This window comes from Shimia gijangensis (assembly GCF_900142085.1).
Taxonomy (GTDB): Bacteria; Pseudomonadota; Alphaproteobacteria; order Rhodobacterales; family Rhodobacteraceae; genus Shimia; species Shimia gijangensis.
This window is the reverse complement of the sequence record NZ_FQZQ01000017.1, coordinates 1-26,391: the sequence shown is the minus strand read 5'-3', so window position 1 is coordinate 26,391 and position 26,391 is coordinate 1. Positions and strand designations below refer to the sequence as shown.

Below are 26,391 nucleotides of genomic sequence, written 5' to 3'. Positions count from 1 at the left end.
GATGTCCAAACAGCTGAACCTGACCTTACCCGTGCGCACCGCACTGGGGCGCGACGATTTCTTTGTCAGCCCTGCCAACGCTATGGCGCTGGGGCTGGTCGAAGGCTGGCCAAACTGGTCTGGTGGCAAGCTGATTATTTCCGGACCTTCTGGTTCGGGGAAAACCCATCTTGTACATGTCTGGGCTGCTCTTAGTGATGCCCGCATCATCGCAGCGACAGACCTGGAAGGGTCTGACATTCCAGATTTGGCGCGCGAGTCCGTCGCGGTCGAGGATGCACACGCCATTGCCGACAGCCCGGATGCCCAAAATGCATTGTTCCACCTGCACAACCTTGTGCTTGCCGAAGGCCATACGCTTTTGGTTACCGGCGAAGGCCAACCCGGGCATTGGGGGCTCACCCTGCCCGACCTTCTCAGCCGTATGCAGGGCACCACAGTAGCCTCGCTTGAGCAACCTGACGATATGTTGCTCAGCGTCGTATTGGCCAAACTGTTCAGCGATCGCCAGCTTGCACCACATCCCGACACGATCCCCTATCTGGTCAAGCAAATGGATCGCTCGTTTGAAGCAGCACGACAGCTGGTTGAGCAGCTTGATCAGCTGTCCCTCAGTGAGCAACGACCGATCACCCGAGCCTTGGCAAAACGCGTGATTGAAAGCGACTAACAGTGACATTTGGTCGGCTGGACTTCCTGCGAAAACAGGCAGATACTAGCACTTCGCATCATACACCCTTCATCTTTGACTGACAGAGTATCCTCATGTCTCATGCTGATTTCTTAAAATCTGACCTGCCAATTCCTGTTGACCTGCCTGGAATCGATCTGACCGGACCGGGCCGTTTTTACAATCGCGAGCTCAGCTGGCTTGGGTTCAACTGGCGGGTGCTGGAAGAGGCTGAAAATCCACGGGTACCTTTGCTGGAGCGACTGCGGTTTCTGTCGATCTCGGCCACCAATCTGGATGAGTTTTATACGGTGCGGGTTGCTGGCCTGCGAGAGCTGCAACGCGAAGGCAACCAGACCCCTGCACAGGACGGTTTGTCGCCCACCGAACAGCTTGATCTGATCAATGACGACGCCCGTGATTTGCTGCAATCCCAGCAACGCATGTTCCGGCTGCTCAGGCACGAAATGGAAGGCCAGAACATCACCATTCTGGACTATGAAGCCATCAACGAGACTGACGCAGAATTTCTGTCTGACGTGTTTCTCAATCAGGTCTTCCCGGTCCTGTCACCACTGGCCATCGATCCGGCCCACCCGTTTCCGTTTATCCCCAACACTGGCTACACGCTGGCGCTGCAACTGGTGCGCAACAAAGACAAGCGCGTGCTTAAGGCATTGCTGCCCATCCCGCATCAAATTGATCGCTTTGTGCGCCTGCCGTCTGAACCTGGCTGCCATCGCTTCCTGCCACTGGAAAACCTGCTTTTGCTGCATCTGGACAGCCTGTTCCCCGGCTACAAAGCCAAAGGGCACTGCACGTTCCGTGTTCTGCGCGACAGCGATCTGGAAGTCGAAGAAGAAGCCGAAGATCTTGTACGCGAATTTGAAGTGGCCCTGAAGCGCCGTCGTCGCGGCGAAGTCGTGCGGATGAAAATCTCGACCGGCGCACCTGAGGTCCTACGATCGACAATCATGCGCGAACTGCATGTCGACCCTGACGAGGTGGTCGAAGTGGACGGTATGATCGGCATCGCTGATCTGAGCGAGCTGGTTTTGGACGAACGTCCCGACCTGTTGTGGCCGTCATTTGCGCCGCGTGTGCCGGAACGGGTTCAAGACCACGACGGAGACATGTTTGCCGCCATCAAACAAAAGGACATGTTGCTGCACCATCCTTATGAAACCTTTGATATGGTTGTGCGGTTCCTGAAACAGGCCGCCGCTGATCCAAATGTTCTGGCGATCAAACAAACGCTTTATCGAACCTCCAAGGACTCGCCCATTGTTGAGGCGCTGTGCGAGGCTGCTGAGGATGGCAAATCGGTCACCGCGCTGGTTGAATTGAAAGCCCGCTTTGACGAAGCTGCCAATATCCGCCAATCCCGTCGATTGGAACGTGCGGGCGCGCATGTGGTCTACGGGTTTACCGAATGGAAAACTCACGCAAAAATTTCGACCGTGGTGCGTCGTGAGAATGACCGTCTGGTCACATACACCCACTACGGCACCGGCAACTATCATCCCATTACGGCCAAGATTTACACTGACCTTAGTTTTTTCACCTGTGACACGTCACTGGGCCGCGACGCCACCAAAGTGTTCAACTATCTCTCCGGCTATGTGCAACCTGAAAAGTTGGAAAACATTGCGATTTCTCCGCATTCGCTGAAAGCCACGCTGATCCAGCGGATCAAAGACGAGATGGAACACGCCAAGGCGGGCAAGCCTGCTCAGATTTGGGCAAAGATGAACTCTCTGGTCGAACTGCAGGTGATTGACGCCCTTTACGAAGCCAGTCAGGCAGGCGTGAAGATTGATCTGGTCATTCGCGGTATCTGTGGGCTGCGCCCCGGTGTCAAAGGTCTTTCGGAAAACATCCGGGTGAAGTCTATTGTGGGGCGCTTTCTGGAGCATTCTCGCATTGCCTGCTTTGGCAATGGTCATGGCTTACCCTCAAGGAAAGCACGGGTCTATATCTCGTCGGCCGACTGGATGGGCCGCAACCTCAATCGTCGGGTCGAAACCCTTATTGAGGTGACCAACGCCACCGTCAAAGCCCAGATTGTCAGCCAGATCATGGCCGCAAACCTTGCGGACGTGGCGCAAAGCTGGGTGATGAAGCCAGATGGCAAGTTTGACCGTTGCGCTGTCCCTGAAGGTGAATTTGCGTTCAATTGCCACAGGTTCTTTATGGAAAACCCTTCCCTGTCTGGGCGCGGCTCGGCCGGGGCGTCGGATGTGCCCAAACTGACCCACACCGAAGATTGACCGCGCCCGCCCTCTGTCGCACATTGGAGCGGGAACCGAACCGGGGAGCATCATGGACGGGAACAACGAACCTGCACAAGAGTGGGGGCCGTTTGGACGGCCATTGTTCGATGATGCCACATCGCGCGCCTTGTCGCGAGTCGGTGTTGTCGACGTTGGGTCAAACTCGGTCCGGCTTGTGGTGTTTGATGGCGCGGCCCGAAGCCCGGCCTATTTCTATAACGAAAAGATCATGTGTGCGTTGGGGGCGGGCCTGTCTGAGACAGGCAAACTGAACCCCGAGGGGCGCAAACGGGCTTTGTCGGCCATCCGCCGATTTCAGGAGATTGCCCGCCAGATTTGCCATAGTGACCTGACGGCCGTGGCCACTGCTGCGGTGCGCGAAGCCGACGATGGTGCCGATTTTTGCACCGAGGTCCTGCGCGAAACGGGGCTGAAAGTGCATGTTATTGATGGCGCCGAAGAAGCGCGCCTGTCTGCTCAGGGGGTCCTGCTGGGCTGGCCCGGCTCTTATGGGTTGGTCTGCGACATTGGCGGGTCGTCCATGGAGTTGGCCGAGATTGACAAAGACCGCGTCGGTAAACGGGTCACATCTGCGCTTGGCCCACTCAAATTGCGAGATATCAAAGGCGGCAAAAAAGGCCGCAACGCCTATATCAATGAGACGCTGGATCAGCTCAAAGAACAGATGGGTAGCCAGCGAAATCGCCTGTTTCTGGTGGGGGGCTCGTGGCGGGCGATTGCGCGCATCGACATGGAAAGGCGCGGGTATCCGCTACATGTTCTGCATGAATACAGGATGACCGCAAAAGCCATCAACGCAACGGCCAAGTACATCAAGAGCAATGATCTGGAAGCGTTGCGACAACGTTGCGGTGTTTCTTCCAGCCGAATGTCGCTGGTGCCTTATGCGATTGATGTCCTGAAAGGCGTGGTTCGGCGGTTCAAACCGCACGATATCGCCGTCAGTTCTTATGGTATTCGCGAAGGCATGTTGTATGAGCAAATGCCAGACAGGCTGCGACGGCGTGATCCGTTGATTGAATCTTGTCGTTTTGCCGAAGCCAAGGATGCCCGCCTGCCCGGTTTGGGCAAAGAGTTGTACAAATTTATCCTGCCCCTGTTTGCTAACGCCAAGGATGAGCGCAAACGCATCATCAGAGCGGCTTGCCTGCTGCATGATGTCAGCTGGCGAGCGCACCCCGATTATCGCGCGGAAACCTGTTTTGACAACGCAACCCGCGCCAATCTGGGAGGCCTGCGCCATTCAGAGCGGGTGTTTCTTGGGCTGGCATTGCTGCATCGCTATCGTAACAAACGAGAGGGCACCCGGTTTGCTGATCTTTACGAACTCTTGGACGAAAAACAGTTAAAACAAGCCGAAGTTCTGGGCAAAGCCCTGCGCTTTGGCGCAATTCTGTGGTTGGACAGTTCTGCCGAGATGGGCACGTTAAAGTGGCGTCCCAAAAAACGCGAGCTGCATCTGACATTGCCAAAATCCGCGGCGCCGCTGTTTGGCGAAGTGGCAGAAGCGCGGTTTCAATCCTTGGCCGAGGCGTTGGAATCAATGCCAATCGTACGTTTGGCAAAGTAGACTTTTTAAAGATCAATCTGTTCTTTGTCATCTTCCGGGGCCGCGTCTGGCGCCGCCTCAGGAGGCTTGCGACGGATGATGATATCCCCGTTGTCCAGAATTTCTGGTGGGTGATAGGCACTCCAGTCTTCAACCTCGTCCAACAACGCACCCAAAGCGGGGCCCATCTCATCGGCAAAGGATTTCAGCGCCGGTCCAACCTCTTCGGCCAAAGCCCCGAGGTCTTCCAATGTTGGCTCAACCTGCTTTTGCAATCCCCTCAAAAACAGCATTGCGCCTTCTTCCATGAGGCTCAGGCCGTCCTCAGAGTCTTCAGCAACAACCGGGCTTGCGATCAACGCAAGACATAGAACAAAACGAGGGGCAATCGATACAGGTTTCATGACCCTAACATAGGAAATCCGGCGCGTATTTAAACCCTAGACATCCACATCCAGCACAACAGGAAAATGGTCCGAGGCCGTTAAAAGCGCGCCTCGCAACTCGGGAATCGAAAAACAATCTGGGTCGTCAAAGGGATGCCAGATACGCCATTGCGGGTTCTTCGACCGCAGATCGGGCGACACCATGATGTAGTCCAACAATGCCTGTATATATTTCTTTTTCTTAGACAAATAGAATCTGGAGGTTGTCGCTTGCGGGCCAAACCGGGCCCTCGCCGCCTGCCGGGCATGGGGGTCAAACAAACAGTTCTCTCCCTCTTCTCCCATCACAATTTCAACCGAGGATCGACCAAACAGATTTTCGTATTCATCCAGCCCAGGACCATCATTGAGATCCCCCAGAAGAATAAGAGGATCGCCTTGGTCAAGGTGTTGCTCCACGCGCTGGCGCAGCCAGATCGCCTGCGCCAATTGTTTGCGCCTATTTGCAATCGAAAGACGCATCACCGCATCGCGACCCCGCGCCCCATGCGGCGCTTTTGATTTCAGATGCGCCCCGATCAGGCGCAGGTCGTTGCCTTTGTCCGTCGTCAGCGCGACCTCTAGTGGCGGTTTGGAAAACCGTACAGTATCCTGGGTCGCATCCACATCCAGATCTATGCGAAACACCCCATCAAATCGGGGGGTATCCGCGGCACCCTTTTGGCCGATCTCAACCCCTTGGGGATCATGCCGCGCCCGCAACTTTTTCGGGTCATAAAGCAGCGCAATTTCTTGCTGGGTGTCATTGCCGAAACCCAACAAGGCTTTGCTGGCGTGTAGCTCAAACGCAGCAGCAAAGTTTTCCAGCGCCATTTCAGTTGAATGCTTGCCGTTTTGATCCGGGGCTTCGATGATCATCCAAGCGTCCGCATCTACGGCGGTAAACACGATGCCCAACGCCTCAATCTGCTGAGCACGGGTGACGTCCTGACGCCCCGACCAGCCGTCATCCATCAAAAGATGGTCGGTTGTATCAAACAGATTGGAAAACCACTCAACGTTATAAGTGGCAATGCGCATCAGGTTGACGATCCGTTGATCTCGTCCCAGGCGCGATTGATGTCGATCATGCGTTTTTCGGCCAGTTTGATGGCTTCTTCGGGTACGCCGCGCGCCATCATGCTGTCAGGATGGGTTTCACGCACAAGTTTTCGCCAGATTTTGCGAATCTCATCGTAAGACATGTCCGGGCTGACGCCCAAAACGGTAAAGGGGTCATGGTGTGCATCCGGCACAAAGCGCGCCCGTAACGCACGGAAATCGCGATCAGACATGCCAAAGATTTCAGCCACCCGCATCAAAAACACATCTTCGTTTTCGTGATATTCACCATCGGCCATGGCAATGTGGAACAGGCCTTCCATCAGGTCGCTATAGCTTTCGCTTGCCTGCCCGAACAACCCCTTGATCCGCCAGGCATATTCTTCAAACCCGGCGACATCTTTGCGGGCCAGATTAAAGATACGCGCAGCCCCTGCCTCGTCCGCCCGGGCGATCTGAAACACCTCGCGAAAGGCAGTGACCTCATCACGGGTCACCAGCCCATCGGCTTTGGCCATCTTGGCGCCAAGCGCGACCACGGCAATGGCAAAGGCCACCGACCGCTCCGGCGGGGAATTAAGGCGGTCAAATACGCTGGACAGGCTTTCGCCTTTGGCCAGCGCCGAGACAGCGTCACTTATTCGGGTCCAGATCGACATAGTGGTATTGTAAGTCCTAAGCCTGCGATTGCCAGTGCTGCGTCACAGAATTTTCTGCATCAGCACAAGGTCCATCCAACGATCAAACTTGCGCCCTGTTTGCGGCATTCGACCGGTTTCGACAAAGCCAAGCGCCTTGTGAAACGCAATTCCAGACAGGTTTTCGCCCCCAATTCCGGCAACTACCACATGAACGCCAGCCTCTTTTGCCACCTTTTCCAGCCCGGCCATCAGGGCACGCCCCCCCCCTTGCCCACGATATTCCGCCGCAAGATAAACTGTGTGTTCAACCGAATGGGCATAGCCAACGCCCGCCCGAAACTGGGAATAGGTTGCGAACCCTGCGACGACCCCGTCACTTTCTGCCACAAGGAACGCATTTGGGCGGCTGAGTATTGCGTCGCAAACGGAAGACACTGATTTTTCCTGGGAATTGAACGTGCTGACGCCTTCAATGATCTCTTGATTCCAGATCGCGGTAATGGCTCTGGCGTCAGAACCTTTGGCCGGCCGGATGATCACTCCAAAACCCGCGTACCATTTGGTGTTTCAAAATGGGCCCGCAAAGCAAAAGGCCCTTCCACAAACGCCAAACGCGCGTCTTTTATGGGCAAGGTTTCTCGCAGCCATGCAGCTTCGGGATGGGCCACCTCCAACAACGTCATACGAAGACCCGAGGATGGCAGATTTTTTCCCGGTGGTTCCGGCACTTGCCATTCGATCAATGCGGGAAATCCGCCGTCACAGGGCAGTTTGCCATTGTCAGGCACTGCCATCAGCCAGCGCAAATCCCCCCGGGTGAGGGCAACGGGCTGCCCTGCCCCTTTGGGAAGATCACGCAAGGCCGTTCCCAGATCATCGACATGACAAATCCAGTTGTTCAGTCGCGCGGCGCCGGAAAATTCATCAAGGTCAAACCAGCGCGCATAGGGCAAGGGGGCTGCATCCGGATCAATGGCAATGGCCTCAAGATACAAGCCATCCTCAAGACCAATCAGCCGATTGTGCGTTCCGAAATGTGTATGGCGGCCAACAGCGCCCATTTTGACACCCAATGAGGCCTCTACATGGGCGACCGCCGCTTCCAGAGTGTCCCCAGCAACCGCTAAATGATCCAAATACATGAAAATCCCCAGAATTAGGTATTGCCGAACCAACGCCAAAAAGCGTTCTTACAGCATGAGTTTCAAAAAACAAAACCACAAGACGGCCCGAGCGCCAATTCAATTTGCGACCCTTGGGCAAAACGATGCAGTTCAACACGAGAATCTTCCCTTAAGTCAGCCCACATTGTGGATTAGTCGATGCGCATGCCTTGACACTGGCTACGAAGGATAATTTCAATTAACGATGCACAGTATGAGCTATATTCGCACTTATATACCCGAAGACTTCTCTCAGATCGAAAATTCGGCGTTTTCCACTTGTAGATCGAAGAGGTATCTCCAGTGTCCTTAATCCTAATTGCACTGTTGCCGTTTCTGGGCGCATTCCTTCCACCTTTGCTTATCCGTGCGGGGCGCAATGCTGCGGCTTGGTCTGCGGGATTGACCACTCTGTTGGCATTGGTTGGGTTGTTAACCCACGCACCCGAGGTTTTCTCGGGGCAGGTTGTTCACACGCGGATTGAATGGGTGCCGGGACTGGGCCTCAATGCAAACTTTTTCCTTGATGGGCTGGGTTTGCTGTTTGCGGGTCTCATCTTGGGGATTGGGCTGCTGATCATCGTCTATGCGCGGTTTTATCTGTCGCGTCAGGATCCTATGGGGCAGTTCTATGCGTATCTGCTCATGTTTCAGGGGGCGATGGTTGGCATCGTTCTCTCAGACAACATACTGCTTTTACTCGTCTTTTGGGAGCTTACATCCCTGTCATCGTTCCTGTTGATCGGGTTTTGGAAACACCTGCCGGAAGGACGCCAAGGTGCACGTATGGCGCTGACCGTCACGGGTATGGGCGGGCTTGCGATGATTGCTGGGTTGCTCATTCTTGGGCAAATCGCAGGGAGCTATGACCTTAGTGTTATCCTCACCCAAAAGGATGTCATTCAGGCGTCGCCTCATTATCTCGCGGCACTGATCCTAATCCTGATTGGTGCGTTTGCTAAATCGGCGCAGTTTCCGTTCCATTTCTGGCTGCCGCACGCGATGGCGGCCCCCACCCCGGTTTCGGCCTATTTGCACTCGGCCACGATGGTCAAAGCTGGGCTGTTCCTGATGGCGCGTCTTTGGCCAGTGTTGGCGGGCACCGAAGCGTGGTTCTATATCGTTGCGACAACGGGCCTTGTGACAATGGTTTTGGGGGCCAAGATCGCGCTGTTCAAGGATGATCTTAAGGCGCTTTTGGCGTTCTCGACTGTCAGCCACCTTGGTCTGATCACAATGCTCTTGGGGTTTGGCACCAAGATTGCCGCTGTCACCGCCGTGTTCCACATTATCAACCACGCCACATTCAAAGCCGCCCTGTTTATGACGGCCGGGATCATCGATCACGAGACCGGTACACGCGATATCAAACGGTTGGGGGGCTTGCGCAAACTGATGCCTGTGACTTTTGCCATGGCCGCACTTGCCAGCCTGTCGATGGCGGGCATTCCGCCATTGAATGGGTTTTTGTCCAAGGAAATGATGCTCGAAGAAGCGGCCCATACGGTTTGGTGGCATTCGCATTACATCCTTCCGGCCCTTGTGGTGATTGGCGCGTCGTTTTCGGCGGCCTATTCTTTCCGCCTGATTGCCCACACCTTTCTTGGCCCTGAACGATCCGATTATCCGGCACATCCCCATGATCCTGGCCCCGGTCTTTGGTTGCCGCCAGCCTTGCTGGTCAGCCTCGTGGTTCTGATCGGCCTGTTTTCGAGTGTCATCGTGGGGCCACTTGTGGCGATTGCGTCGCAGGCGGTGATAGGGGATGCGAAACTCCCGTATTACTCTCTCAAAATCTGGCACGGCTTCACCCCTGCCCTTTACATGTCAGCCTTTGCCACGGTCGCGGGTCTGTTCCTGCTGTGGCAGCACAAAGCCCTAGAGCGGTTGTGGAATGCTGCGCCGCGCCCAGAGGCCAAGACCATTTTTGACGCGGGTGTTGGGGTCGTGAGCCGTCTGTCCGATCGCATTACCGCCACGCTGCATGATGGCGCGCTGACCCGGTATGCTGCGATTTTCACAGTCTTTACGCTTGTCATGGGGCTCTACGCCTATTTCACCGGCACTTTGCCAGCCGCGCAATCCGCCATGACCGACATTGACGCATTGGCCGTCGTCGGATGGGTTTGTCTGGTGGTCTCGGCCAGCTGTGTCGTCGTGTTCCACCGCAACCGCCTGCTGGCGTTGGTGGTCATTGGTGTTACAGGCCTGATGGTGTCGCTGTTGTTCAACTATTTCTCAGCGCCGGATTTGGCACTGACGCAGATATCGGTCGAAGTGGTGACCATCATCTTGCTGTTGCTCGCATTGAACTTCATGCCCAAAACCACCCCTGTCGCAAGCACCCTGCAAAGACGTGCCAGAGACCTCGTGATTGCAGGCACGGCGGGTCTGGGGGTTGGCGGATTGGCCTATGCCATTCTGCGAGGCACATTTTCGCAACCCTCCATTTCCGAGTTTCACCTTGCCAACTCGTATAAGGGCGGCGGTGGTACCAATGTTGTGAACGTTATTCTGGTCGATTTTCGTGGATTTGATACCTTTGGAGAGATCATCGTTCTGGGTATTGCCGCAGTGGTGATTTTCGCGCTGACCGAAGCGATCCTAGCCTCAAATGTGCGCGCCAAGCTTTTGAACCGTAAACCCGACAGGCAAAGAGCCGGAGACGCGCACCCGTTGATGATGGTTGTCGTCACGCGCGTGATGATGCCGATCGCCTTGATGGTGGGTGTGTATATCTTCTTTCGTGGGCACAATCTTCCGGGGGGGGGCTTTATCGCAGGGCTCGTCGTCGCGATTGCATTTGTGATGCAATACATGGCGTCGGGGTTTGCATGGACTGCGGCCCGCCAAACCTTTCCGTATCATGGTGTGATCGGCAGCGGCGTTCTTATCGCAGCCGCCACAGGTATGGGGGCATGGTTCAACGATCTGCCCTTCCTGACCAGCGCCTTTGGGTATGTCTATCTGCCTGGTCTGGATAAATTCGAACTGGCCACAGCCGCGTTATTTGACCTTGGTGTTTTCCTGGCGGTTTCCGGCGCGGTTCTTTTGGCACTGGAAAGCCTCGCCCGGTATGCATGGCAGCCCGGTATCGAACCGGAACACCCAATGGACATCAACCCAGAGAGGGATGACCCACCCTTGGACAATACTGAAAAGGCGGAGGTCTGATATGGAAATTCTTGTAGCCAGCGCCATCGCCGTTCTGACCACTTGCGGCGTGTACCTCGTACTGCGCAGACGCACGTTTCCTGTGATCCTTGGGATCTCGTTGTTGTCTTATGCCGTGAACATCTTTTTGTTCTCGACGGGACGTTTGGTGCAACACCTGCCACCGATACTTATCAAACACGGGCACACCAGCTACACGGACCCGTTGCCTCAGGCGCTGGTTCTTACGGCGATTGTGATTTCCTTTGGCATGACGGCCCTTGTTGTGATGATCGCCCTTGGGGCATTCCTGTCATCGGATGAAGATGAGATCGATATGAAGGACACGCCAGAGTCAGGAGAGGCACAATGAGTCACCTGATTATCCTTCCGATCGTCATGCCGGCGTTTATTGCGCCATTTATCCTGATGGTCATTCGCCATCACCTTGATCTCCAGCGCATTTTTTCCGTCGCAGGAACGCTTGCGTTGGTCGGCGTGGCTTTTGCTTTGACAGGTCAGGCTGTGTCTGGTGACATTCAGGTTTACGAACTGGGCGATTGGCCAGCCCCATTTGGCATTGTTCTGGTGCTGGACCGACTATCAGCCTTAATGGTTCTTTTGACATCCCTTCTGGCTTTGGCGGTGGTGCTCTATGCCATCGGATCCGATTGGGACAAACGCGGGTACCATTTCCATGCCTTGTTCCAGTTTCAGCTGATGGGCGTGGCCGGTGCGTTTTTAACCGGTGACGCGTTTAACCTCTTTGTGTTCTTTGAGGTGCTGTTGATCGCCTCTTACGGGCTGATGATCCATGGTGGCGGTGCCGAACGACTGCGCGCTGGCGTTCAATATGTGGTCTACAATCTATTGGGATCAACTTTGTTCCTGTTTGCGCTAGGTACGATCTATGCGGTGACTGGCACATTGAACATGGCAGACCTTGCCGAGCGGGTTGCAGCACTTTCCGCCGAAGACACCGCCCTGATCCGGGTGGGCGCGATCCTGTTGTTGCTGGTCTTTTCGATCAAGGCCGCCGTGTTGCCATTGCATTTCTGGCTACCGGGCAGCTACGCCTTTGCCCCAGCTCCTGTGGCGGCCCTCTTTGCGATCATGACCAAGGTCGGTGCCTATGCCATCTTGCGGATGTACACGCTGGTCTTTGGCCCCAACGAACCTGTCAGCGCTGGCCTTGTCGCAGAGTGGCTGCTGCCCGCATCCCTTTTGACACTCACGGTTGGAATGATTGGCGTTCTCGGTGCCCGCGATATTGCCCGCATGGTGGCTTTTGCGGCCATCGGTTCTATGGGAACTCTGCTGGTTGCGATCGCCCTCTTTACGCCTTTGTCGACCGGGGCTGCGGTTTACTACATCGTGCATTCCACTTTAGCGACTGCAATGATGTTCCTGATTGCGGACATGGTGATTGAACGTCGTGGTGGCGCGCTTCAACCCGCCCAGCGCATGCCCCAAAGCGGCCTGATCTCGGCGTTGTTCTTTGCGGGGGCCATTGCCATGGCCGGGATGCCGCCCTTATCAGGTTTCCTTGGTAAACTGATGGTTCTGCAGGCCTCATATGGGTTGCCACAGCAAACTTTGATCTGGGCCGTTATTCTTGTGACCTCGCTGGTTGCGATCATGGGGTTCGCGCGTGCAGGTGGGATAATTTTCTGGAAAACCCTGGAGCCCGAAGAACCTGATGGCACCTCGGGCGAGGACGACGCGATTGATCAGGCCGCCACTGCGTCGCCAATCGCGGCATTGCCGTTTGTCGCGTGTTTTGGATTACTTGCTGGCTTGGTGGCACTGACCATCTTTGCAGACCCGGCCATGCGCTATGCCGAGGCCACGGCGGCACAGTTGTTTGATACAGCCCGCTACATCGAAGCGGTCTTGGGGAGTACAGTGAAATGAAACTGATACGCCGAATTTTCCCGCACCCTTTGCTCAGCCTGTTGCTGACAATTGTTTGGTTGCTTCTGGTCAACAGGTTCTCGATCAACTCTCTGCTGTTTGGTGGTTTTTTGGGCATCGTCATTCCGTTCATCACCCGCCCCTACTGGCCAAATATGCCGCGCATTCGCCATCCACTAAAGATTGTCGAGTACATCCTTGTGGTGCTGTATGACATCGTTGTTGCGAATGTGGTGGTGGCGAAACTGGTCCTGTTCCACAAAAACGAAAACCTAAAGGCCGCTTGGATTTCTGTACCACTCGAATTGAAATCGCCCGAGGCAATCACGGTTCTGGCCGGAACCATCACCCTGACCCCGGGCACGGTCTCAAGTGATGTGTCCAGTGAAGGTCACGCGCTTTTGGTGCACTGCCTGCATGCACCTGATCCAGACGCCGTCTGCGAAGACATCAAAACCCGGTATGAAGGCCGCCTGAAGGAGATTTTCGAATGATCGATATCGCCATCCAGTTCACATTTGGCTGTTTCACAGCCTCGCTGTTCATGAATTTGTGGAAAATCCTAAGAGCCGAAGGGGTCGGCGACCGCGTTCTTGCATTGGACACGATGGTCATCAACGTCATCGCGCTGATCGTTTTGTATGGGATGCAATACAGCACCGAAATCATCTTTGAAAGCGCCCTGATCATCTCGATGCTCGGGTTTGTGTCCACTGTTGCCTATGCCCGCTTTATGCTGCGCGGCAATATTATTGAGTGAGGATGCAGATGGAACAAGTTTACGAAATCCTGATTGTTGTCTTTCTCGTCATCAGCGGAATCTTTGGCATTGTCGGCTCTTTCGGCCTGATCAAACTGGGTGACCCGATGTCGCGGCTTCATGCACCAACCAAGGCGACAACGCTGGGTGTGGGCGGTGTTCTCATTGCCTCCATGCTGCATTCCATCCTGATCGAAGGTAAACTGTCTTTGCATGAGTTGCTGATCACACTGTTTCTTCTTCTGACCGCGCCGATCACGGCCCACTTTATTGCAAAGGCCCATATTCACCGCCATGAAACCCCAGAAGATCTGCCTGATCCGGGTGGCGACCATGGTTGGGCAACATTGCAATGCGATCCCGAAGATCTCCCGGAAAATGAAACGTCTTAGTTTTTCTTGGCATGAAAAAAACACGGCCCCTTTAACCGGGCCGCGTTTTTAGCTTCTTTCTTGCAAAAACACTTTGGGGTCCGGGGGTAAAATCCCCGGCCTGTCCTATTAGGTCCGCGTTTCGCGGATCAGACGCAAGATATCCTGTGCCGCCTCAGGAATGTTGGTTCCCGGCCCAAAGATCGCTTTGACGCCCGCCTTTTGCAGGAATTCATAGTCCTGCTGCGGAATTACCCCGCCGCAAATCACCAGAATGTCTTCGGCGTCTTTGCCTTTCAGTGCTTCGATCAACTGCGGTGCTAATGTCTTGTGGCCCGCCGCTTGAGACGAAATACCGATGACGTGCACATCGTTGTCGACCGCATCCTGGGCCGCCTCATCCGGGGTTTGGAACAAAGGCCCAACGTCGACATCAAAACCAATGTCGGCAAAGGCCGTTGCGATCACTTTGGCGCCACGGTCGTGACCGTCCTGCCCCATCTTGACCACCAGCATGCGGGGGCGGCGACCTTCGATCTCGGCAAAGTCTTCAACCGATTTCTGGATCGCGGCAAAGCCTTCATCGCCTTCGTAAGCGGCGCCATAAACGCCGGCCAGTGTTTTCACTTCGGCGCGGTGACGACCGAACTCTTTTTCCATAGCCATGCTGATTTCTCCAACAGTTGCCCGAGCGCGTGCAGCTTCGACTGCGGCGGCAAGCAAATTACCGCTGGTTTGAGCGACGCGGGTCAGTTCTTCAAGCGCTGCGGTGCACACGCTTTCATCGCGGCTGGCCCGGATGCTTTCCAGACGCGCCACCTGACTTTCGCGAACCGCGACGTTGTCCACATCAAGGATGTCGATCACGTCTTCTTTTTCTTTGCGGTATTTGTTAACGCCAACGATCACTTCGTCGCCTTTGTCGATCATCGCCTGACGGGTGGCCGCACTTTCTTCGATGCGCAGTTTCGGCATGCCAGAGGCCACGGCCTTGGTCATGCCGCCCATTTCCTCGACCTCTTCCATCAGGGCCCATGCCTTGTTGATCAGGTCGTCTGTGAGGCTTTCGACGTAATACGACCCTGCCAAGGGATCGACCACATTGGTCACGCCGGTTTCTTCCTGCAAGACCAATTGTGTGTTGCGCGCGATCCGGGCCGAGAAGTCCGTGGGCAGCGCGATGGCTTCGTCCAGCGCGTTGGTGTGCAGGGACTGCGTGCCACCCAAAACGGCCGACATCGCCTCATAGGCGGTACGGATCACGTTGTTATAGGGGTCTTGTTCCTGCAAGCTCACACCGGATGTCTGGCAGTGGGTCCGCAACATCTTGGAGCGTTCGGATTTGGCGCCGAACTCGGTCATGATGCGGTGCCAGAGCGTGCGTGCTGCACGCAGTTTGGCCGCTTCCATGAAGAAGTTCATGCCGATAGCAAAGAAGAACGACAGGCGGCCGGCGAATTTGTCGACATCCATGCCCGCATTCATCGCCGCGCGCACATACTCGCGCCCATCAGCCAGCGTGTAGGCCAGTTCCTGCACGAGGTTCGCACCGGCCTCTTGCATGTGGTAGCCCGAGATCGAGATTGAGTTGAATTTCGGCATCTCGTTCGAGGTGTACTCAATAATATCCGAGATGATCTTCATCGAAGGTTCAGGCGGGTAAATGTAAGTGTTGCGCACCATGAACTCTTTCAGAATATCGTTCTGAATTGTGCCTGCCAGCAGCGCCTTGTCATGTCCCTGTTCTTCGCCTGCTACAATGAAGCTCGCCAAAATCGGCACCACAGCGCCGTTCATGGTCATCGAAACTGACACTTTGTCGAGCGGAATGCCATCAAACAGGATTTTCATATCCTCAACCGAGTCGATCGCCACACCAGCCTTGCCGACATCACCCACCACGCGGGGGTGGTCGCTGTCATAACCACGGTGGGTGGCCAGATCGAAGGCCACTGACACACCTTGCTGACCGGCAGCCAGATTGCGGCGATAGAACGCGTTCGACTCTTCGGCAGTCGAGAACCCGGCATATTGACGGATGGTCCACGGGCGCCCCGCATACATCGTCGCCTTGACGCCCCGAGTGAACGGACCGAAACCGGGCATTCCGCCCATGTGATCAAGATCTGCCGTGTCTTCCGCCGTATAAAGTGGTTTGACCGGAATACCTTCCAGCGTGTCCCATGTCAGATCATCCAGCGGACGGCCACGCAGTTCTTTTTCGGCCAGCTTGGACCAGTCGTCTTTATTGGTCATCTTCTATTCCTCGTCTTCGGATCGATTGCTTGCGCATCAGGTCCGGTTATCTCTGTTAATCGCGCTGCAGGGACCTATATTGGGTCTGACAGGAGACTTCGCCCATGCGCCGCTTGGCATTTGTTTTGATTGCATTTCTGGGAACCACAGCTGTTGCGGCTGAAACCGCCGAGACGGTGGATGATCCGTTGTTCGTGGACGGTACATCCGCCACGCTGGACGAATACCTTTGGGTCAAGCGCCCCATTGTGGTGTTTGCGGACAATCCCAATGATCCGCGTTTCCAACAGCAGGTTGCCCTGCTGGAGAAAGGGCCGGACCAGCTTGAGACCCGCGATGTTGTGGTGTTGCTGGACAGTGACCCCTCCGCAGACAGTACATTGCGCGAGGCCCTGCGCCCGCGTGGGTTCATGATGGTGCTGATCGGCAAGGACGGCACCGTATATCTGCGCAAACCCTCGCCTTGGAACGTGCGTGAAATCACCCGGTCCATCGACAAGCTGCCCCTGCGCCAGCAAGAAGAACGCGACAGGCGGGCCGATCCCATCCGATAAGTCACGCGCAAGCGGTTCACCGGGGGATGGTCCCCCAGAAAAACCCACATTTTATGCGCGTGTTCTGTCATGACCTTATTCGAACTCCATGATGACATCGTCCACGGCAAGGCTGTCGCCCGGCGCGGCATTTATCTTGGTGACCACGGTGGTTTTCTCTGCGCGTAGGATGTTTTCCATTTTCATGGCTTCAACCGTGCAAAGCGCCTGGCCTTCCTGAACTTCATCACCCACTTCGACGTCGACCTTCACAATCAGACCCGGCATTGGGCACAAGAGCAGTTTGGATGTATCCGGAGCGACCTTTTCTGGCATCAGTTTGGCCAGCTCAGCCTGGCGGGCGGTACGCACGTGGCATTTCAAATCGGCACCGCGGCTGCGCAGACGGAAGCCACCCGGAATTTTTCCAACTTTTAGCACCAGCGGCTCGCCACCGACCTTAAGTGTGGCCAGCTGATCGCCCGGTGTCCAGTCAGAGGTCACCCGCAGTTTACTGCCATCGTCAAACTTGATGGTCGAGCCTTTCTTGTCGGCTTTTACCTTCACGGCAAAATCCTGACCTTGCATCGACACAACCCAGTTCTTGCCCACGCGGCGCTCGTGGTTGTCCATACGGCCCGACACACGGGTGCGGCGGATTTCAGCGACACGGTGCATAGCGGCGGCTGCAGCGGCCACACGGCGCAGGGTTTCCTCGGGCAGTTCAACGCCTTGGAAGCCATCCGGATACTGTTCTTCAATAAAGGCAGTGGTCATGTCGCCAGACATAAAGATCGGATGGTCCATCACGGCAGACAAGAACGGCAGGTTGTGGCCAATGCCCTCGACCTCAAAACCGTCCAGCGCGTTGCGCATGGCCTCGATCGCCTGATCACGGGTTGGAGCCCATGTGCACAGCTTGGCAATCATAGGGTCATAATACATGCTGATCTCGCCGCCTTCATAGACGCCGGTATCATTGCGCACGGCCAGTTTGCCCGAAGGCGCATCGCCTTGCCATTTGTCGTTGTCCAACAACGGGCCTGCTGCGGTTTCCGCAGGTGGGCGATAGCGTGTCAGACGGCCAATAGATGGCAGGAAGCCGCGATAGGGATCTTCGGCATACAAGCGATTTTCGATCGCCCAACCATTCAGCTGCACGTCATCCTGAGAGATGCTCAGTGCTTCGCCGTTGGCAACACGGATCATCTGTTCGACAAGGTCCACACCAGTGATCAGCTCGGTCACCGGGTGCTCTACCTGCAGGCGGGTGTTCATTTCAAGGAAGTAGAAGTTCTTGTCACCATCAACGATGAATTCCACCGTCCCGGCGCTGGCGTAATCCACGGCTTGGGCCAAGGCGACGGCTTGTTCGCCCATGGCTTTGCGGGTGGCTTCATCAAGGAAGGGCGATGGCGCTTCTTCGACCACTTTTTGCTGGCGACGCTGGATCGAGCATTCGCGCTCGCCCAGATAAATACCGTTGCCGTGGCTGTCGCACAGCACCTGAATTTCGATGTGGCGCGGCTGGGTGATGAATTTTTCGATGAAAATACGGTCATCGCCAAACGAGTTTGCGGCTTCGTTCTTGGAGGATTGGAAGCCTTCGCGCGCTTCATCGTCATTCCAGGCAATTCGCATGCCTTTGCCACCACCACCAGCAGAGGCTTTGATCATCACCGGATAACCAACCTCGTTCGAGATCTTCACAGCCTCGTCGGCGTCTTCGATCAGCCCCATGTAACCGGGCACAGTCGACACATTGGCGTCCTGGGCAATCTTTTTCGAGGTGATCTTGTCACCCATTTTCTCAATCGCACCCACTGGAGGACCCACAAACGCCACACCTTCGGCGGCCAGTGCTTCGGCGAATTTTGAGTTCTCCGACAAGAACCCATAACCGGGATGAACAGCCTGCGCACCGGTCTGGCGGATTGCATCCATCACCTTGTCGATGACAATGTAGGACTGGTTCGCCGGGGGTGGTCCGATGTGAACCGCCTCATCCGCCATCTGTACGTGCAGTGCCTGTTTGTCTGCGTCTGAGTAGATGGCCACAGTCTTGACGCCCATCTTACGGGCCGTCTTGATCACGCGGCAGGCGATTTCGCCCCGGTTGGCAATCAGGATCTTGTCGAACATTTCATGTCCCTTCTGGTTCTTGTCCCGCAGGCAGTCCGCGGGCGGTGGATACGAAAAGAGCCACTGGCGCCGTCGTGGCACCAATGGCTCTTGTGTGGGTTTCAGACCGCAGGGTTGCGGCCGAGAAATTCGGGTTAGTTACATTTGCCGGGGTTTTCTTTGCAGTAAATGACGTTGCCTGCCCCCCCGACAAGCGCGCCGGTAAGAAGGCTGCCGCTAAGAACAGCGGCAGTTGCCGCGCCTGCACCCGCGCCGATGAGCGCCTGTTCGCTCGTGGTTTCGCCACAGGCGACCAGCGCCGCGAGGGCACCTGTACAAAGAAGTGTTGCCGTGAGTTTGCGCATGTTTTTCTGCCTCTCCAAAAGTTGTCTGCCTCAGGAGCACAGATGGCGCGTTTGAACTCGGGGGAAAAGCTCTTTTGAAGTGATGGGCCGGATTCGGCAAGTGCTTGCCGAGTCTGCCCGTAAACGTTTGAATGAAAACAAAAAATAGGTGATCCGACAGGGACACTATCGGACCACCCATAAGGGGAAGGGTAACGGAAAATACTGTTACAGGTGCAAGCCCTGGTGTGCCCGCAAACCATAGGTCGACTATCGGAAGACAGGGATCGCGTTGCAACGCCCTTGGGGGTTGCCCCAGCCATTTGAGCCGCTTTTTGCGCATTTGATGACAGGTTCGGCAACATCACGCCCAATCTCCATCAAAAACATCCGGGAAAGACGCCTGCGCGACGGCCACATCAATCACCAGCATTGCGTCATAGCTGGCAGGGTCAAACGGGTCGGTCGCCGGGATCACTTCGCGGCCAAACAGCCAGCTCAGGCGCCCCGCATCCAGATTGCCGCGCTCGAACGGCTCATTGCCGAATTGCTCCCACAGCGCCTGCATAAAGCCCGCATCAGCGCGCTTGTCCGCGGGTCTGCGGTCACGAAAACGCTCGCGCTTGGTCAGCGGTGTGACCCCTTTGGGATTGGGGCGGCGAATAACAAATTGAAAATCAGTACCCGGAAGGCGTCCGGGGAAACCACGGTGCTTTAGCATGCCGCGCCCTCCCATGGTTGAAGGCTGCGGTGAATGGCGGGCCACATTGCGGCCCGCCGGCCCGTTAGGGCGGAATTATTTGTATTTGCCGGTGTACACTGGCTCTTCTGAGATTGGTGCGGGATCAACCACGACATACTCTTCGACGGGTGCTGTATCTGCACAGGCTGCGACAACCGCAACCAGACCAATGGCCAGCAGAGTTTTGATACTGTTCGACATGTCTTACTCCAGTTCTTTTTTTCTGTTGGAACAGGGCTAGTTTGCCCTGCCTGCCCCACAATAGTTAACACGGCCACACGTAGGTAACCGAGGGCGAGGATACTGGATTCAGATGTAAAAATATACAGATAGCGGCCCAAGCTAATGCGTTGTGACCGGAAAGTCGCATTTTGGACCCGGGGATTGCGACCAAGCGCAAGATATAGTGGTAACATCAGAAACCCTCCCAGATACAGGACCCGTCTTTGACGCTATAGGCCTCAAAAAACTGGGTCGCAACCGAGGTCGTGGCTCCGAATTCGGTTTCACGGTCCGAGAGTGATATGATCACCTGATCGACGGTTTTGGACTGTTTTTCCAGTGATCTGAGGGCCTCAACTTCGCACAGAAACAGAAAATCAAACTCGACATCATCAAAGGTCACGCCCTCTTGCCCTATGATCGGCATCACATAGCGAAAACGGGCAACTTCGCTGTTGTCCTGACGGGTCTCAAACAGCATTTCCTGTAGATGGAATTCGTAGCCCGAGGGCACAGTCAGAACCTCCTTCAGGTCTCCGGCTGTGGCCGGCCCCGCATAGGCCCCACCTAACGCGGTGAAAACTGTCAGCCATTTACCCATGCGCGAGATCTCCTCTTGCATGGGTCCTGTGTGCCGCCTGAGCACTCCAGCGATCACGATGCTTTGGGCTCGCCAACAGATCGGCAATCTCGGATTCAATGCGCGCCTTAGGGAAATGGCCTGCGATGCGGCCTCCTGCTGTGATCCGACAGCCCCCCGCTTCGCGTGTCACCTGCACCGCGGGCTGGAACCCTCGCACGTCCTGCAAGCGACGCCAAAGGTCCTGACGGACCTGCTGCGCAAGCCTGCGGCGCGACCCATCCGGCACCACGGTTTCCGCCACCACATCAAAGCGCACAGGCAAGGCCCGTGTCACGGTGAGGCAATTGTCCTCACGAATGATATGCCAGCGGTTGCGGGTCATGCGACTCCCTTTGGGTTGAATGTACGAAACAGGTTTTTCAGGCGGGGCATTGCCCCGCCCAGCACCTCACAACGGAATGTTGTCGTGCTTTTTCCACGGGTTTTCGAGCTTCTTATTGCGCAAGCTCGCAAAGGCCCGTGCCACACGTTTGCGGGTGCCGCGGGGTTGGATCACCTCGTCAATAAAGCCCTTTTCAGCGGCCACAAACGGATTGGCGAAACGGTCTTCGTAATCCTTGGTGTGGGCTGCAATTTTCTCAGGATCACCCAGATCGGCGCGGTGAATAATCTCGGTCGCACCCTTGGCGCCCATCACAGCAATCTCGGCAGTGGGCCAGGCATAGTTAAAGTCGCCGCGCAGGTGTTTGGACGCCATCACGTCATAGGCACCGCCGTAAGCTTTGCGGGTAATCACTGTGACTTTTGGCACTGTGGCTTCGCCGTAAGCGAACAGCAGTTTCGCGCCGTGTTTGATCACGCCGCCATATTCCTGGCTTGTGCCCGGCAAGAAGCCCGGAACATCAACCAAGGTGAGGATAGGAATTTCAAAACAGTCACAGAAGCGCACAAAACGCGCCGCTTTGCGCGACGAGTCGATATCCAGACAGCCCGCCAGCACCATTGGCTGGTTGGCGACAACGCCCACGGTCTGGCCTTCCATACGGATGTAACCGGTGATGATGTTCTTGGCGTAATCTTCCTGAATTTCAAAGAAATCGCCTTCGTCCGCGATCTTGGTGATCAGCTCTTTCATGTCATATGGCGTGTTGGGGTTGGCCGGGATCAGCGTGTCCAACGAAGCCTCAAGCCGGTTTGGTTCATCAAAGAACGGACGCACGGGCGGTTTTTCACGATTGTTGAGCGGCAGGAAGTCGACCAGACGGCGCACTTCGGCGAGTGCTTCGACGTCATTTTCAAATGCCCCATCTGCGACAGAAGATTTTTTGGTGTGAGTGGATGCACCACCCAGTTCCTCGGCGGTGACCACTTCGTTGGTGACGGTTTTCACCACGTCAGGGCCAGTCACGAACATGTAGGACGTTTCTTTGACCATGAAGATAAAGTCCGTCATCGCAGGTGAGTACACCGCACCACCGGCGCATGGACCCATGATGAGGGAAATCTGCGGCACCACACCCGAGGCCATGATGTTACGCTGGAACACTTCGGCATATCCGGCAAGCGAGGCCACGCCTTCCTGAATACGCGCACCACCGGAATCGTTGATACCGATGATAGGCGCGCCGTTCTGAACAGCCATATCCTGAATTTTACAGATCTTTTCGGCGTGGGTTTCTGAGAGCGAGCCGCCAAAAACCGTGAAGTCCTGAGAAAACACATAGACCATACGGCCGTTGATTGTGCCCCAGCCAGTTACAACACCGTCGCCTGCGGGCTTGTCGGCTTCCATGCCAAAATCGGTGCAGCGATGCGCCTTGAACATGTCGAACTCTTCAAACGAGTCTTCATCGAGCAAAAGTTCGATACGTTCACGCGCAGTCAGTTTGCCGCGCTTGTGCTGACTGTCGATTCGACGCTGTCCACCACCCAGACGGGCTACGCTGCGGCGATCTTCCAGTTCCTGCAGGATATCTTTCATAATCGGGTTCCCCTTGAATTTGGTGCGACAATAGGGTGTGAAGGTCGCGCTGCAAAGCAGAATTGCGCAAATTTGCAAACTTCAAATGAGTGCCATTGAGCAAAATGCAATATTGCAAAGTTTGGCGCTCAAATTGCCTCAAGCAGGCCATAGACATCTTTGAAACTTCGGCGTAACGATTTCTAATGCAGCCAAAATCATCAATCCGATACCTGGATCGCACGAGTCCGCCTCATATTTCCACGTTGATCCTGCTGGCGGGGCTGTCGGCGCTGAGCATGAATATCTTTCTGCCGTCACTGCCCGGTATGTCTGTCTACTTTGAAACCGACTACCGCATTCTCCAGCTTTCGGTCGGCATTTACCTGGGCGTCAACGCAGTTCTGCAGCTTTTTGTCGGCCCTATTTCCGACAAGCTGGGCCGCCGCCCGGTGATCCTTTGGGGATTGGCGCTGTTTTTATTGGCGACGCTGGGCTGTTTGCTTGCCCCAAATGCCGAGGTGTTTTTGGCGTTTCGGATGGCGCAGGCTGCAGTGGTCGTAGCGATGGTGCTAAGCCGCGCGATTGTGCGTGATATTGTTCCGCAAGATCAGGCCGCGTCGATGATCGGCTATGTCACAATGGGTATGACGATTGTGCCGATGATTGGCCCCGCAATCGGGGGTGTTCTGGACGAGTTTTACGGCTGGCAGGCTAACTTCTGGATGCTTTTGGGCCTCGGAGTTTTGATTTACGCCCTTTGCTGGGCAGACCTAGGTGAAACCGGACATAAAAGCGGGCTCACGATGGGCCAGCAATTTCGCGAGTACCCAGAGCTTCTGCGTAGTCCTCGGTTTTGGGGGTACACTCTGGCTTCCGCATTTTCATCGGGTGCCTTTTTTGCCTATCTGGGCGGAGCTCCGTTCATTGGCACAGAGCTGTTTCATATGGATCCTGCCAAGCTCGGCATCTATTTTGCGACCCCGTCGATCGGGTATTTTGCAGGTAACTTTCTGTCGGGCGCCTTGTCGGCCCGCATCGGTGTTAATCGAATGGTCGCCTGGGGCTGCATCATCAATGCGATTGGCGTTGGCATTTCCATGGCCTTTTTCTTGTTTGGCATCGGCAGTGCCGAAAGCTTTTTTGGCCTCATGACCCTTGTGGGACTGGGCAATGGAATGACCATTCCGAACGCAACGGCAGGCGCCTTGTCCGTGCGCCCGCATCTGGCCGGAACCGCATCTGGATTGTCCGGGTCCATAATGATTGGCGGCGGGGCGGCGTTGTCTATGCTGGCTGGCGCCATGCTCACGGTCGATAGCGGGGCGATGCCGCTGCTGTGGATCATGTTCATTACTTCCGTCTTAGGCATCGTGGCGATTGGCCTGGTGGTACGCCGCGAAAACAAGCTGTCGATGTGATTGCCTTTGGCGCGGCACAGTCACACCGGCATAGTACGACGCCTGATTAGGGGTGACGGCATGAGTTTGCAAAGCTATGTTTGCAGCAGCAAACCCGTGAGAGACATATGGCCACTCAAAAACTCTATGCTGGCGCCAAGCTGCGTGAAATCCGTACGCGGCTTGAGTTGACCCAAAAGGAATTCGCCCAAAAACTGGGCGTGTCCCTGCCCTATCTCAATCAGATGGAAAACAACAACCGTCCGGTGTCAACCACTGTGGTTCTGGCGCTGGCACAGGAATTCGGGCTGGATGTCACCGAACTGAGTACAGGTGACAGCGAACGGCTGGTCAGTGATATGCGCGAGGCGATGGCCGATCCGGTGCTGGCTGAAAACACCGCACCTCTGGCTGATTTGCGCCTCACGGCTTCCAATGCACCTGCCTTGGCACGGGCATTTTTGGAACTGCACCGGGCCTATCGTCAGACCCATGAGCGACTGGCCTCGCTGGACGAAGCCTTGGGGCGCGAAGACGTCCAAATGCAGCCCAGCCCCTGGGATGAAGTGCGCGATTTCTTTCACTATTGCGACAACTACATTGATGCAGTCGATCACGCCGCCGAAAACTTTGCCAACCGGGCTGTTGCCGAAGGCGGCATTCGCCCCGCAACCATCCGCGCCCTTAGCGCGAAGGGCATTTCCGTTGAATTTGCCGACAAAGACCCCTTGCGCCACTATGATCCAGAAACGCGAACCTTGTATCTTTCCAGCCGTGCCGTCAGCGAAACCCAGACCTTTCAGATGTTGCTGCAGGTCGCGCTTTTGCAAGCGGACAAGCTGTTAGAAGCCACGCTGGATCTGGCCCGGTTCCAGACCGACGCCGCCCGCGCGATCGCCAAAATCGGATTGGCCAACTATTTTGCCGGAGCAGCTATGATGCCCTATGGCAAGTTTTTGCAGGCGGCGCGCGACACCCGCCATGATCTGGAGGTGCTGGCCAATCGTTTCGGCGCCTCCATCGAGCAAGTGGCGCACCGATTGTCGACCATGCAGCGCCCGGGCGCCAAAGGCATTCCGTTCTTTTTCGTGCGGGTCGATCAGGCAGGCACCATAACCAAACGCCATTCTGCCACCCGGTTGCAATTTGCCCGTTTTGGGGGCGCCTGCCCCTTATGGAACGTGCATCAGGCGTTTGAGACACCGGGTCGTTTTCTGCGCCAATTGGCCGAGACGCCGGATGGTGTGCGATATTTCTCTCTGGCGCGGGACGTCTCCAAAACCGGGGGGCATTATGGTGCACCGGTGCGCCGCTACGCCATTGCTTTGGGGTGCGAAATTCGTCATGCGGACGCGCTTATCTATGCGGATCACATGGACATCTCGACCACGGAAGCCTTTGAGCCGATTGGGATATCCTGCCGAATTTGTGAACGCACCCATTGTCACCAGCGTTCAGTGCCGCCTTTGGAACGACGTCTGAACATTGATGAAAACCAGCGCGGGGTACTGCCATATGAAGTGGGCTAATTCCGCATTTTTGGAGATTTCTTTGCACCGTCGGATGCCTCCAGCGGGCGTATTTTGGAAAAAGTGAAGATGCGGTTTCTGTTTCGGTTAACAGTGATTTTGGGTGTACTGGCATTTGGCACTGTGGTGCTGGGCAACCTGGCTGAGCGTTGGGTGATCTATCCATTTGACAGCACAGAGGCATCACCACATGACGCGGGCCTTGAGCGCGTTGACCAGATTCAGTTTGAAAATGATAACGAAACCCTGATTGCATGGGTCGCCAAGCCCAAAGCCGGTAAACCGGTGATCTTTTATCTACATGGCAACGCGGGCAATCTGGCGGCGCGAGCCGGCCGGTTCGATAGATTTATTTCGCGCGGATATGGCCTGTTTGCGCCCGCCTATCGTGGATCGTCGGGCAGTAGTGGAAGCCCCTCTGAGGCGGCGCTCATTTGGGACGTGGAAACAACCTACCATGCGATGTTTCAGCATTTTCCGGATCTGACCTCAAGGCAGGTTGTTCTTTATGGCGAAAGCCTTGGAGCTGCAGTCACAATTGCCTTGCTCAACACCCCGGCCATGCACCCAGACAAGGCCTTTGGTCCGCCCGCAGCCACTGTTCTAAAGCGGCGAGCTTGAAAGCTGAATCATGGGATTCCCATTTGGTTTGATTTGTGATTCATCCTGATTGGGAGGATGTTTTATGTCAGCAGCGCT

At 55.6% G+C, this 26,391-nt stretch carries 26 protein-coding genes; 13 read left to right on the top strand and 13 right to left on the bottom strand.

The window, feature by feature from the left end; all coding sequences use genetic code 11:
* The first annotated feature begins 1 nt into the window (after position 1).
* The 3 genes from BUC32_RS14420 (at position 2) to BUC32_RS14410 (ending at position 4,534) form a co-directional block, all read left to right on the top strand.
* Positions 2-670, top strand: a complete 669-nt coding sequence (locus BUC32_RS14420; protein ID WP_073254276.1) for an HdaA/DnaA family protein — start codon at positions 2-4, stop codon at positions 668-670.
* Between the two features lie 95 nt (positions 671-765).
* The gene (locus tag BUC32_RS14415) at positions 766-2,940 is read left to right on the top strand and encodes an RNA degradosome polyphosphate kinase (RefSeq protein WP_073254274.1); all 2,175 of its coding nucleotides are present in this window, start codon (positions 766-768) and stop codon (positions 2,938-2,940) included.
* 52 nt (positions 2,941-2,992) lie between these two features.
* The gene (locus tag BUC32_RS14410; RefSeq protein WP_073254271.1) at positions 2,993-4,534 is read left to right on the top strand and encodes a Ppx/GppA family phosphatase; all 1,542 of its coding nucleotides are present in this window, start codon (positions 2,993-2,995) and stop codon (positions 4,532-4,534) included.
* 5 nt (positions 4,535-4,539) lie between these two features.
* On the opposite strand, the gene BUC32_RS14405 is transcribed toward BUC32_RS14410, so the two are convergent.
* From BUC32_RS14405 to BUC32_RS14385, 5 genes are read right to left on the bottom strand one after another with little or no spacing between them, the layout of a single operon-like run.
* On the bottom strand, positions 4,540-4,917 hold the full coding sequence (locus tag BUC32_RS14405) for a hypothetical protein (RefSeq protein ID WP_073254268.1): 378 nt from the start codon (positions 4,915-4,917) through the stop codon (positions 4,540-4,542).
* A gap of 36 nt (positions 4,918-4,953) precedes the next feature.
* Positions 4,954-5,979, bottom strand: coding sequence for an endonuclease/exonuclease/phosphatase family protein (locus BUC32_RS14400; RefSeq protein ID WP_073254265.1), 1,026 nt, complete (start codon positions 5,977-5,979; stop codon positions 4,954-4,956).
* Positions 5,979-6,659 carry a molecular chaperone DjiA gene (locus tag BUC32_RS14395; RefSeq protein WP_073254262.1) on the bottom strand — a complete coding sequence of 227 codons (681 nt, stop codon included), beginning with the start codon at positions 6,657-6,659 and terminating at the stop codon, positions 5,979-5,981. Before BUC32_RS14395 ends, BUC32_RS14400 begins: the two co-directional genes overlap by 1 nt.
* Before the next feature lie 42 nt (positions 6,660-6,701).
* A complete protein-coding gene (locus BUC32_RS14390) occupies positions 6,702-7,181 on the bottom strand; it encodes a GNAT family N-acetyltransferase (protein WP_073254259.1) in 480 nt (159 codons plus the stop codon).
* The gene (locus BUC32_RS14385; protein WP_073254256.1) at positions 7,178-7,783 is read right to left on the bottom strand and encodes a VOC family protein; all 606 of its coding nucleotides are present in this window, start codon (positions 7,781-7,783) and stop codon (positions 7,178-7,180) included. The genes BUC32_RS14390 and BUC32_RS14385 overlap by 4 nt, the downstream gene beginning before the upstream one ends.
* Before the next feature lie 324 nt (positions 7,784-8,107).
* Here BUC32_RS14385 and BUC32_RS14380 point away from each other — a divergent pair, with 324 nt between their 5' ends.
* From BUC32_RS14380 to BUC32_RS14355, 6 genes are read left to right on the top strand one after another with little or no spacing between them, the layout of a single operon-like run.
* Entirely contained in the window at positions 8,108-10,978 is a 2,871-nt protein-coding gene (locus tag BUC32_RS14380; RefSeq protein WP_073254253.1) for a monovalent cation/H+ antiporter subunit A, read from the top strand.
* A 1-nt stretch (position 10,979) separates the two neighbouring features.
* Complete coding sequence (locus BUC32_RS14375; RefSeq protein WP_073254250.1) at positions 10,980-11,330, top strand: Na+/H+ antiporter subunit C; 351 nt, start codon at positions 10,980-10,982, stop codon at positions 11,328-11,330.
* A complete protein-coding gene (locus tag BUC32_RS14370; protein ID WP_073254247.1) occupies positions 11,327-12,871 on the top strand; it encodes a monovalent cation/H+ antiporter subunit D in 1,545 nt (514 codons plus the stop codon). The genes BUC32_RS14375 and BUC32_RS14370 overlap by 4 nt, the downstream gene beginning before the upstream one ends.
* Entirely contained in the window at positions 12,868-13,365 is a 498-nt protein-coding gene (locus BUC32_RS14365; protein WP_073254244.1) for a Na+/H+ antiporter subunit E, read from the top strand. Before BUC32_RS14370 ends, BUC32_RS14365 begins: the two co-directional genes overlap by 4 nt.
* Positions 13,362-13,631, top strand: coding sequence for a K+/H+ antiporter subunit F (locus BUC32_RS14360; protein WP_073254241.1), 270 nt, complete (start codon positions 13,362-13,364; stop codon positions 13,629-13,631). Before BUC32_RS14365 ends, BUC32_RS14360 begins: the two co-directional genes overlap by 4 nt.
* A gap of 8 nt (positions 13,632-13,639) precedes the next feature.
* On the top strand, positions 13,640-14,023 hold the full coding sequence (locus tag BUC32_RS14355; protein WP_073254463.1) for a Na+/H+ antiporter subunit G: 384 nt from the start codon (positions 13,640-13,642) through the stop codon (positions 14,021-14,023).
* 108 nt (positions 14,024-14,131) lie between these two features.
* On the opposite strand, the gene scpA is transcribed toward BUC32_RS14355, so the two are convergent.
* The gene (scpA, locus tag BUC32_RS14350; protein WP_073254238.1) at positions 14,132-16,258 is read right to left on the bottom strand and encodes a methylmalonyl-CoA mutase; all 2,127 of its coding nucleotides are present in this window, start codon (positions 16,256-16,258) and stop codon (positions 14,132-14,134) included.
* A 104-nt stretch (positions 16,259-16,362) separates the two neighbouring features.
* On the opposite strand from scpA, the gene BUC32_RS14345 reads away from it, so the two are divergent.
* Complete coding sequence (locus BUC32_RS14345; RefSeq protein WP_073254235.1) at positions 16,363-16,812, top strand: DUF4174 domain-containing protein; 450 nt, start codon at positions 16,363-16,365, stop codon at positions 16,810-16,812.
* A gap of 75 nt (positions 16,813-16,887) precedes the next feature.
* Here the strand turns inward: BUC32_RS14345 and BUC32_RS14340 are convergent, their stop codons facing one another.
* The 7 genes from BUC32_RS14340 to BUC32_RS14315 all read right to left on the bottom strand — a co-directional run bounded on the left by BUC32_RS14340 (position 16,888) and on the right by BUC32_RS14315 (position 22,784).
* Complete coding sequence (locus tag BUC32_RS14340; protein ID WP_073254232.1) at positions 16,888-18,933, bottom strand: acetyl-CoA carboxylase biotin carboxylase subunit; 2,046 nt, start codon at positions 18,931-18,933, stop codon at positions 16,888-16,890.
* 134 nt (positions 18,934-19,067) lie between these two features.
* Positions 19,068-19,277 (bottom strand): hypothetical protein, encoded by a 210-nt coding sequence (locus BUC32_RS14335; RefSeq protein WP_073254229.1) that lies wholly within the window; start codon positions 19,275-19,277, stop codon positions 19,068-19,070.
* Between the two features lie 343 nt (positions 19,278-19,620).
* The gene (locus tag BUC32_RS14330) at positions 19,621-19,977 is read right to left on the bottom strand and encodes a hypothetical protein (protein ID WP_073254460.1); all 357 of its coding nucleotides are present in this window, start codon (positions 19,975-19,977) and stop codon (positions 19,621-19,623) included.
* A gap of 75 nt (positions 19,978-20,052) precedes the next feature.
* Positions 20,053-20,199: a hypothetical protein gene (locus tag BUC32_RS20675; protein ID WP_175556944.1), complete on the bottom strand. Its 147-nt coding sequence runs from the start codon at positions 20,197-20,199 to the stop codon at positions 20,053-20,055.
* Positions 20,200-20,413: 214 nt separating this feature from the next.
* Positions 20,414-20,821, bottom strand: coding sequence for a DUF6497 family protein (locus tag BUC32_RS14325; protein ID WP_073254227.1), 408 nt, complete (start codon positions 20,819-20,821; stop codon positions 20,414-20,416).
* The gene (locus tag BUC32_RS14320) at positions 20,814-21,185 is read right to left on the bottom strand and encodes a hypothetical protein (RefSeq protein WP_073254224.1); all 372 of its coding nucleotides are present in this window, start codon (positions 21,183-21,185) and stop codon (positions 20,814-20,816) included. The genes BUC32_RS14325 and BUC32_RS14320 overlap by 8 nt, the downstream gene beginning before the upstream one ends.
* Before the next feature lie 66 nt (positions 21,186-21,251).
* A complete protein-coding gene (locus BUC32_RS14315; RefSeq protein WP_073254221.1) occupies positions 21,252-22,784 on the bottom strand; it encodes an acyl-CoA carboxylase subunit beta in 1,533 nt (510 codons plus the stop codon).
* Positions 22,785-22,969: 185 nt separating this feature from the next.
* On the opposite strand from BUC32_RS14315, the gene BUC32_RS14310 reads away from it, so the two are divergent.
* The 3 genes from BUC32_RS14310 to BUC32_RS14300 all read left to right on the top strand — a co-directional run bounded on the left by BUC32_RS14310 (position 22,970) and on the right by BUC32_RS14300 (position 26,313).
* Positions 22,970-24,184 (top strand): multidrug effflux MFS transporter, encoded by a 1,215-nt coding sequence (locus tag BUC32_RS14310; RefSeq protein ID WP_073254218.1) that lies wholly within the window; start codon positions 22,970-22,972, stop codon positions 24,182-24,184.
* A gap of 107 nt (positions 24,185-24,291) precedes the next feature.
* Entirely contained in the window at positions 24,292-25,692 is a 1,401-nt protein-coding gene (locus BUC32_RS14305; protein WP_073254215.1) for a helix-turn-helix domain-containing protein, read from the top strand.
* 69 nt (positions 25,693-25,761) lie between these two features.
* Positions 25,762-26,313, top strand: a complete 552-nt coding sequence (locus tag BUC32_RS14300) for an alpha/beta hydrolase family protein (protein ID WP_073254212.1) — start codon at positions 25,762-25,764, stop codon at positions 26,311-26,313.
* Positions 26,314-26,391 lie beyond the last annotated feature (78 nt).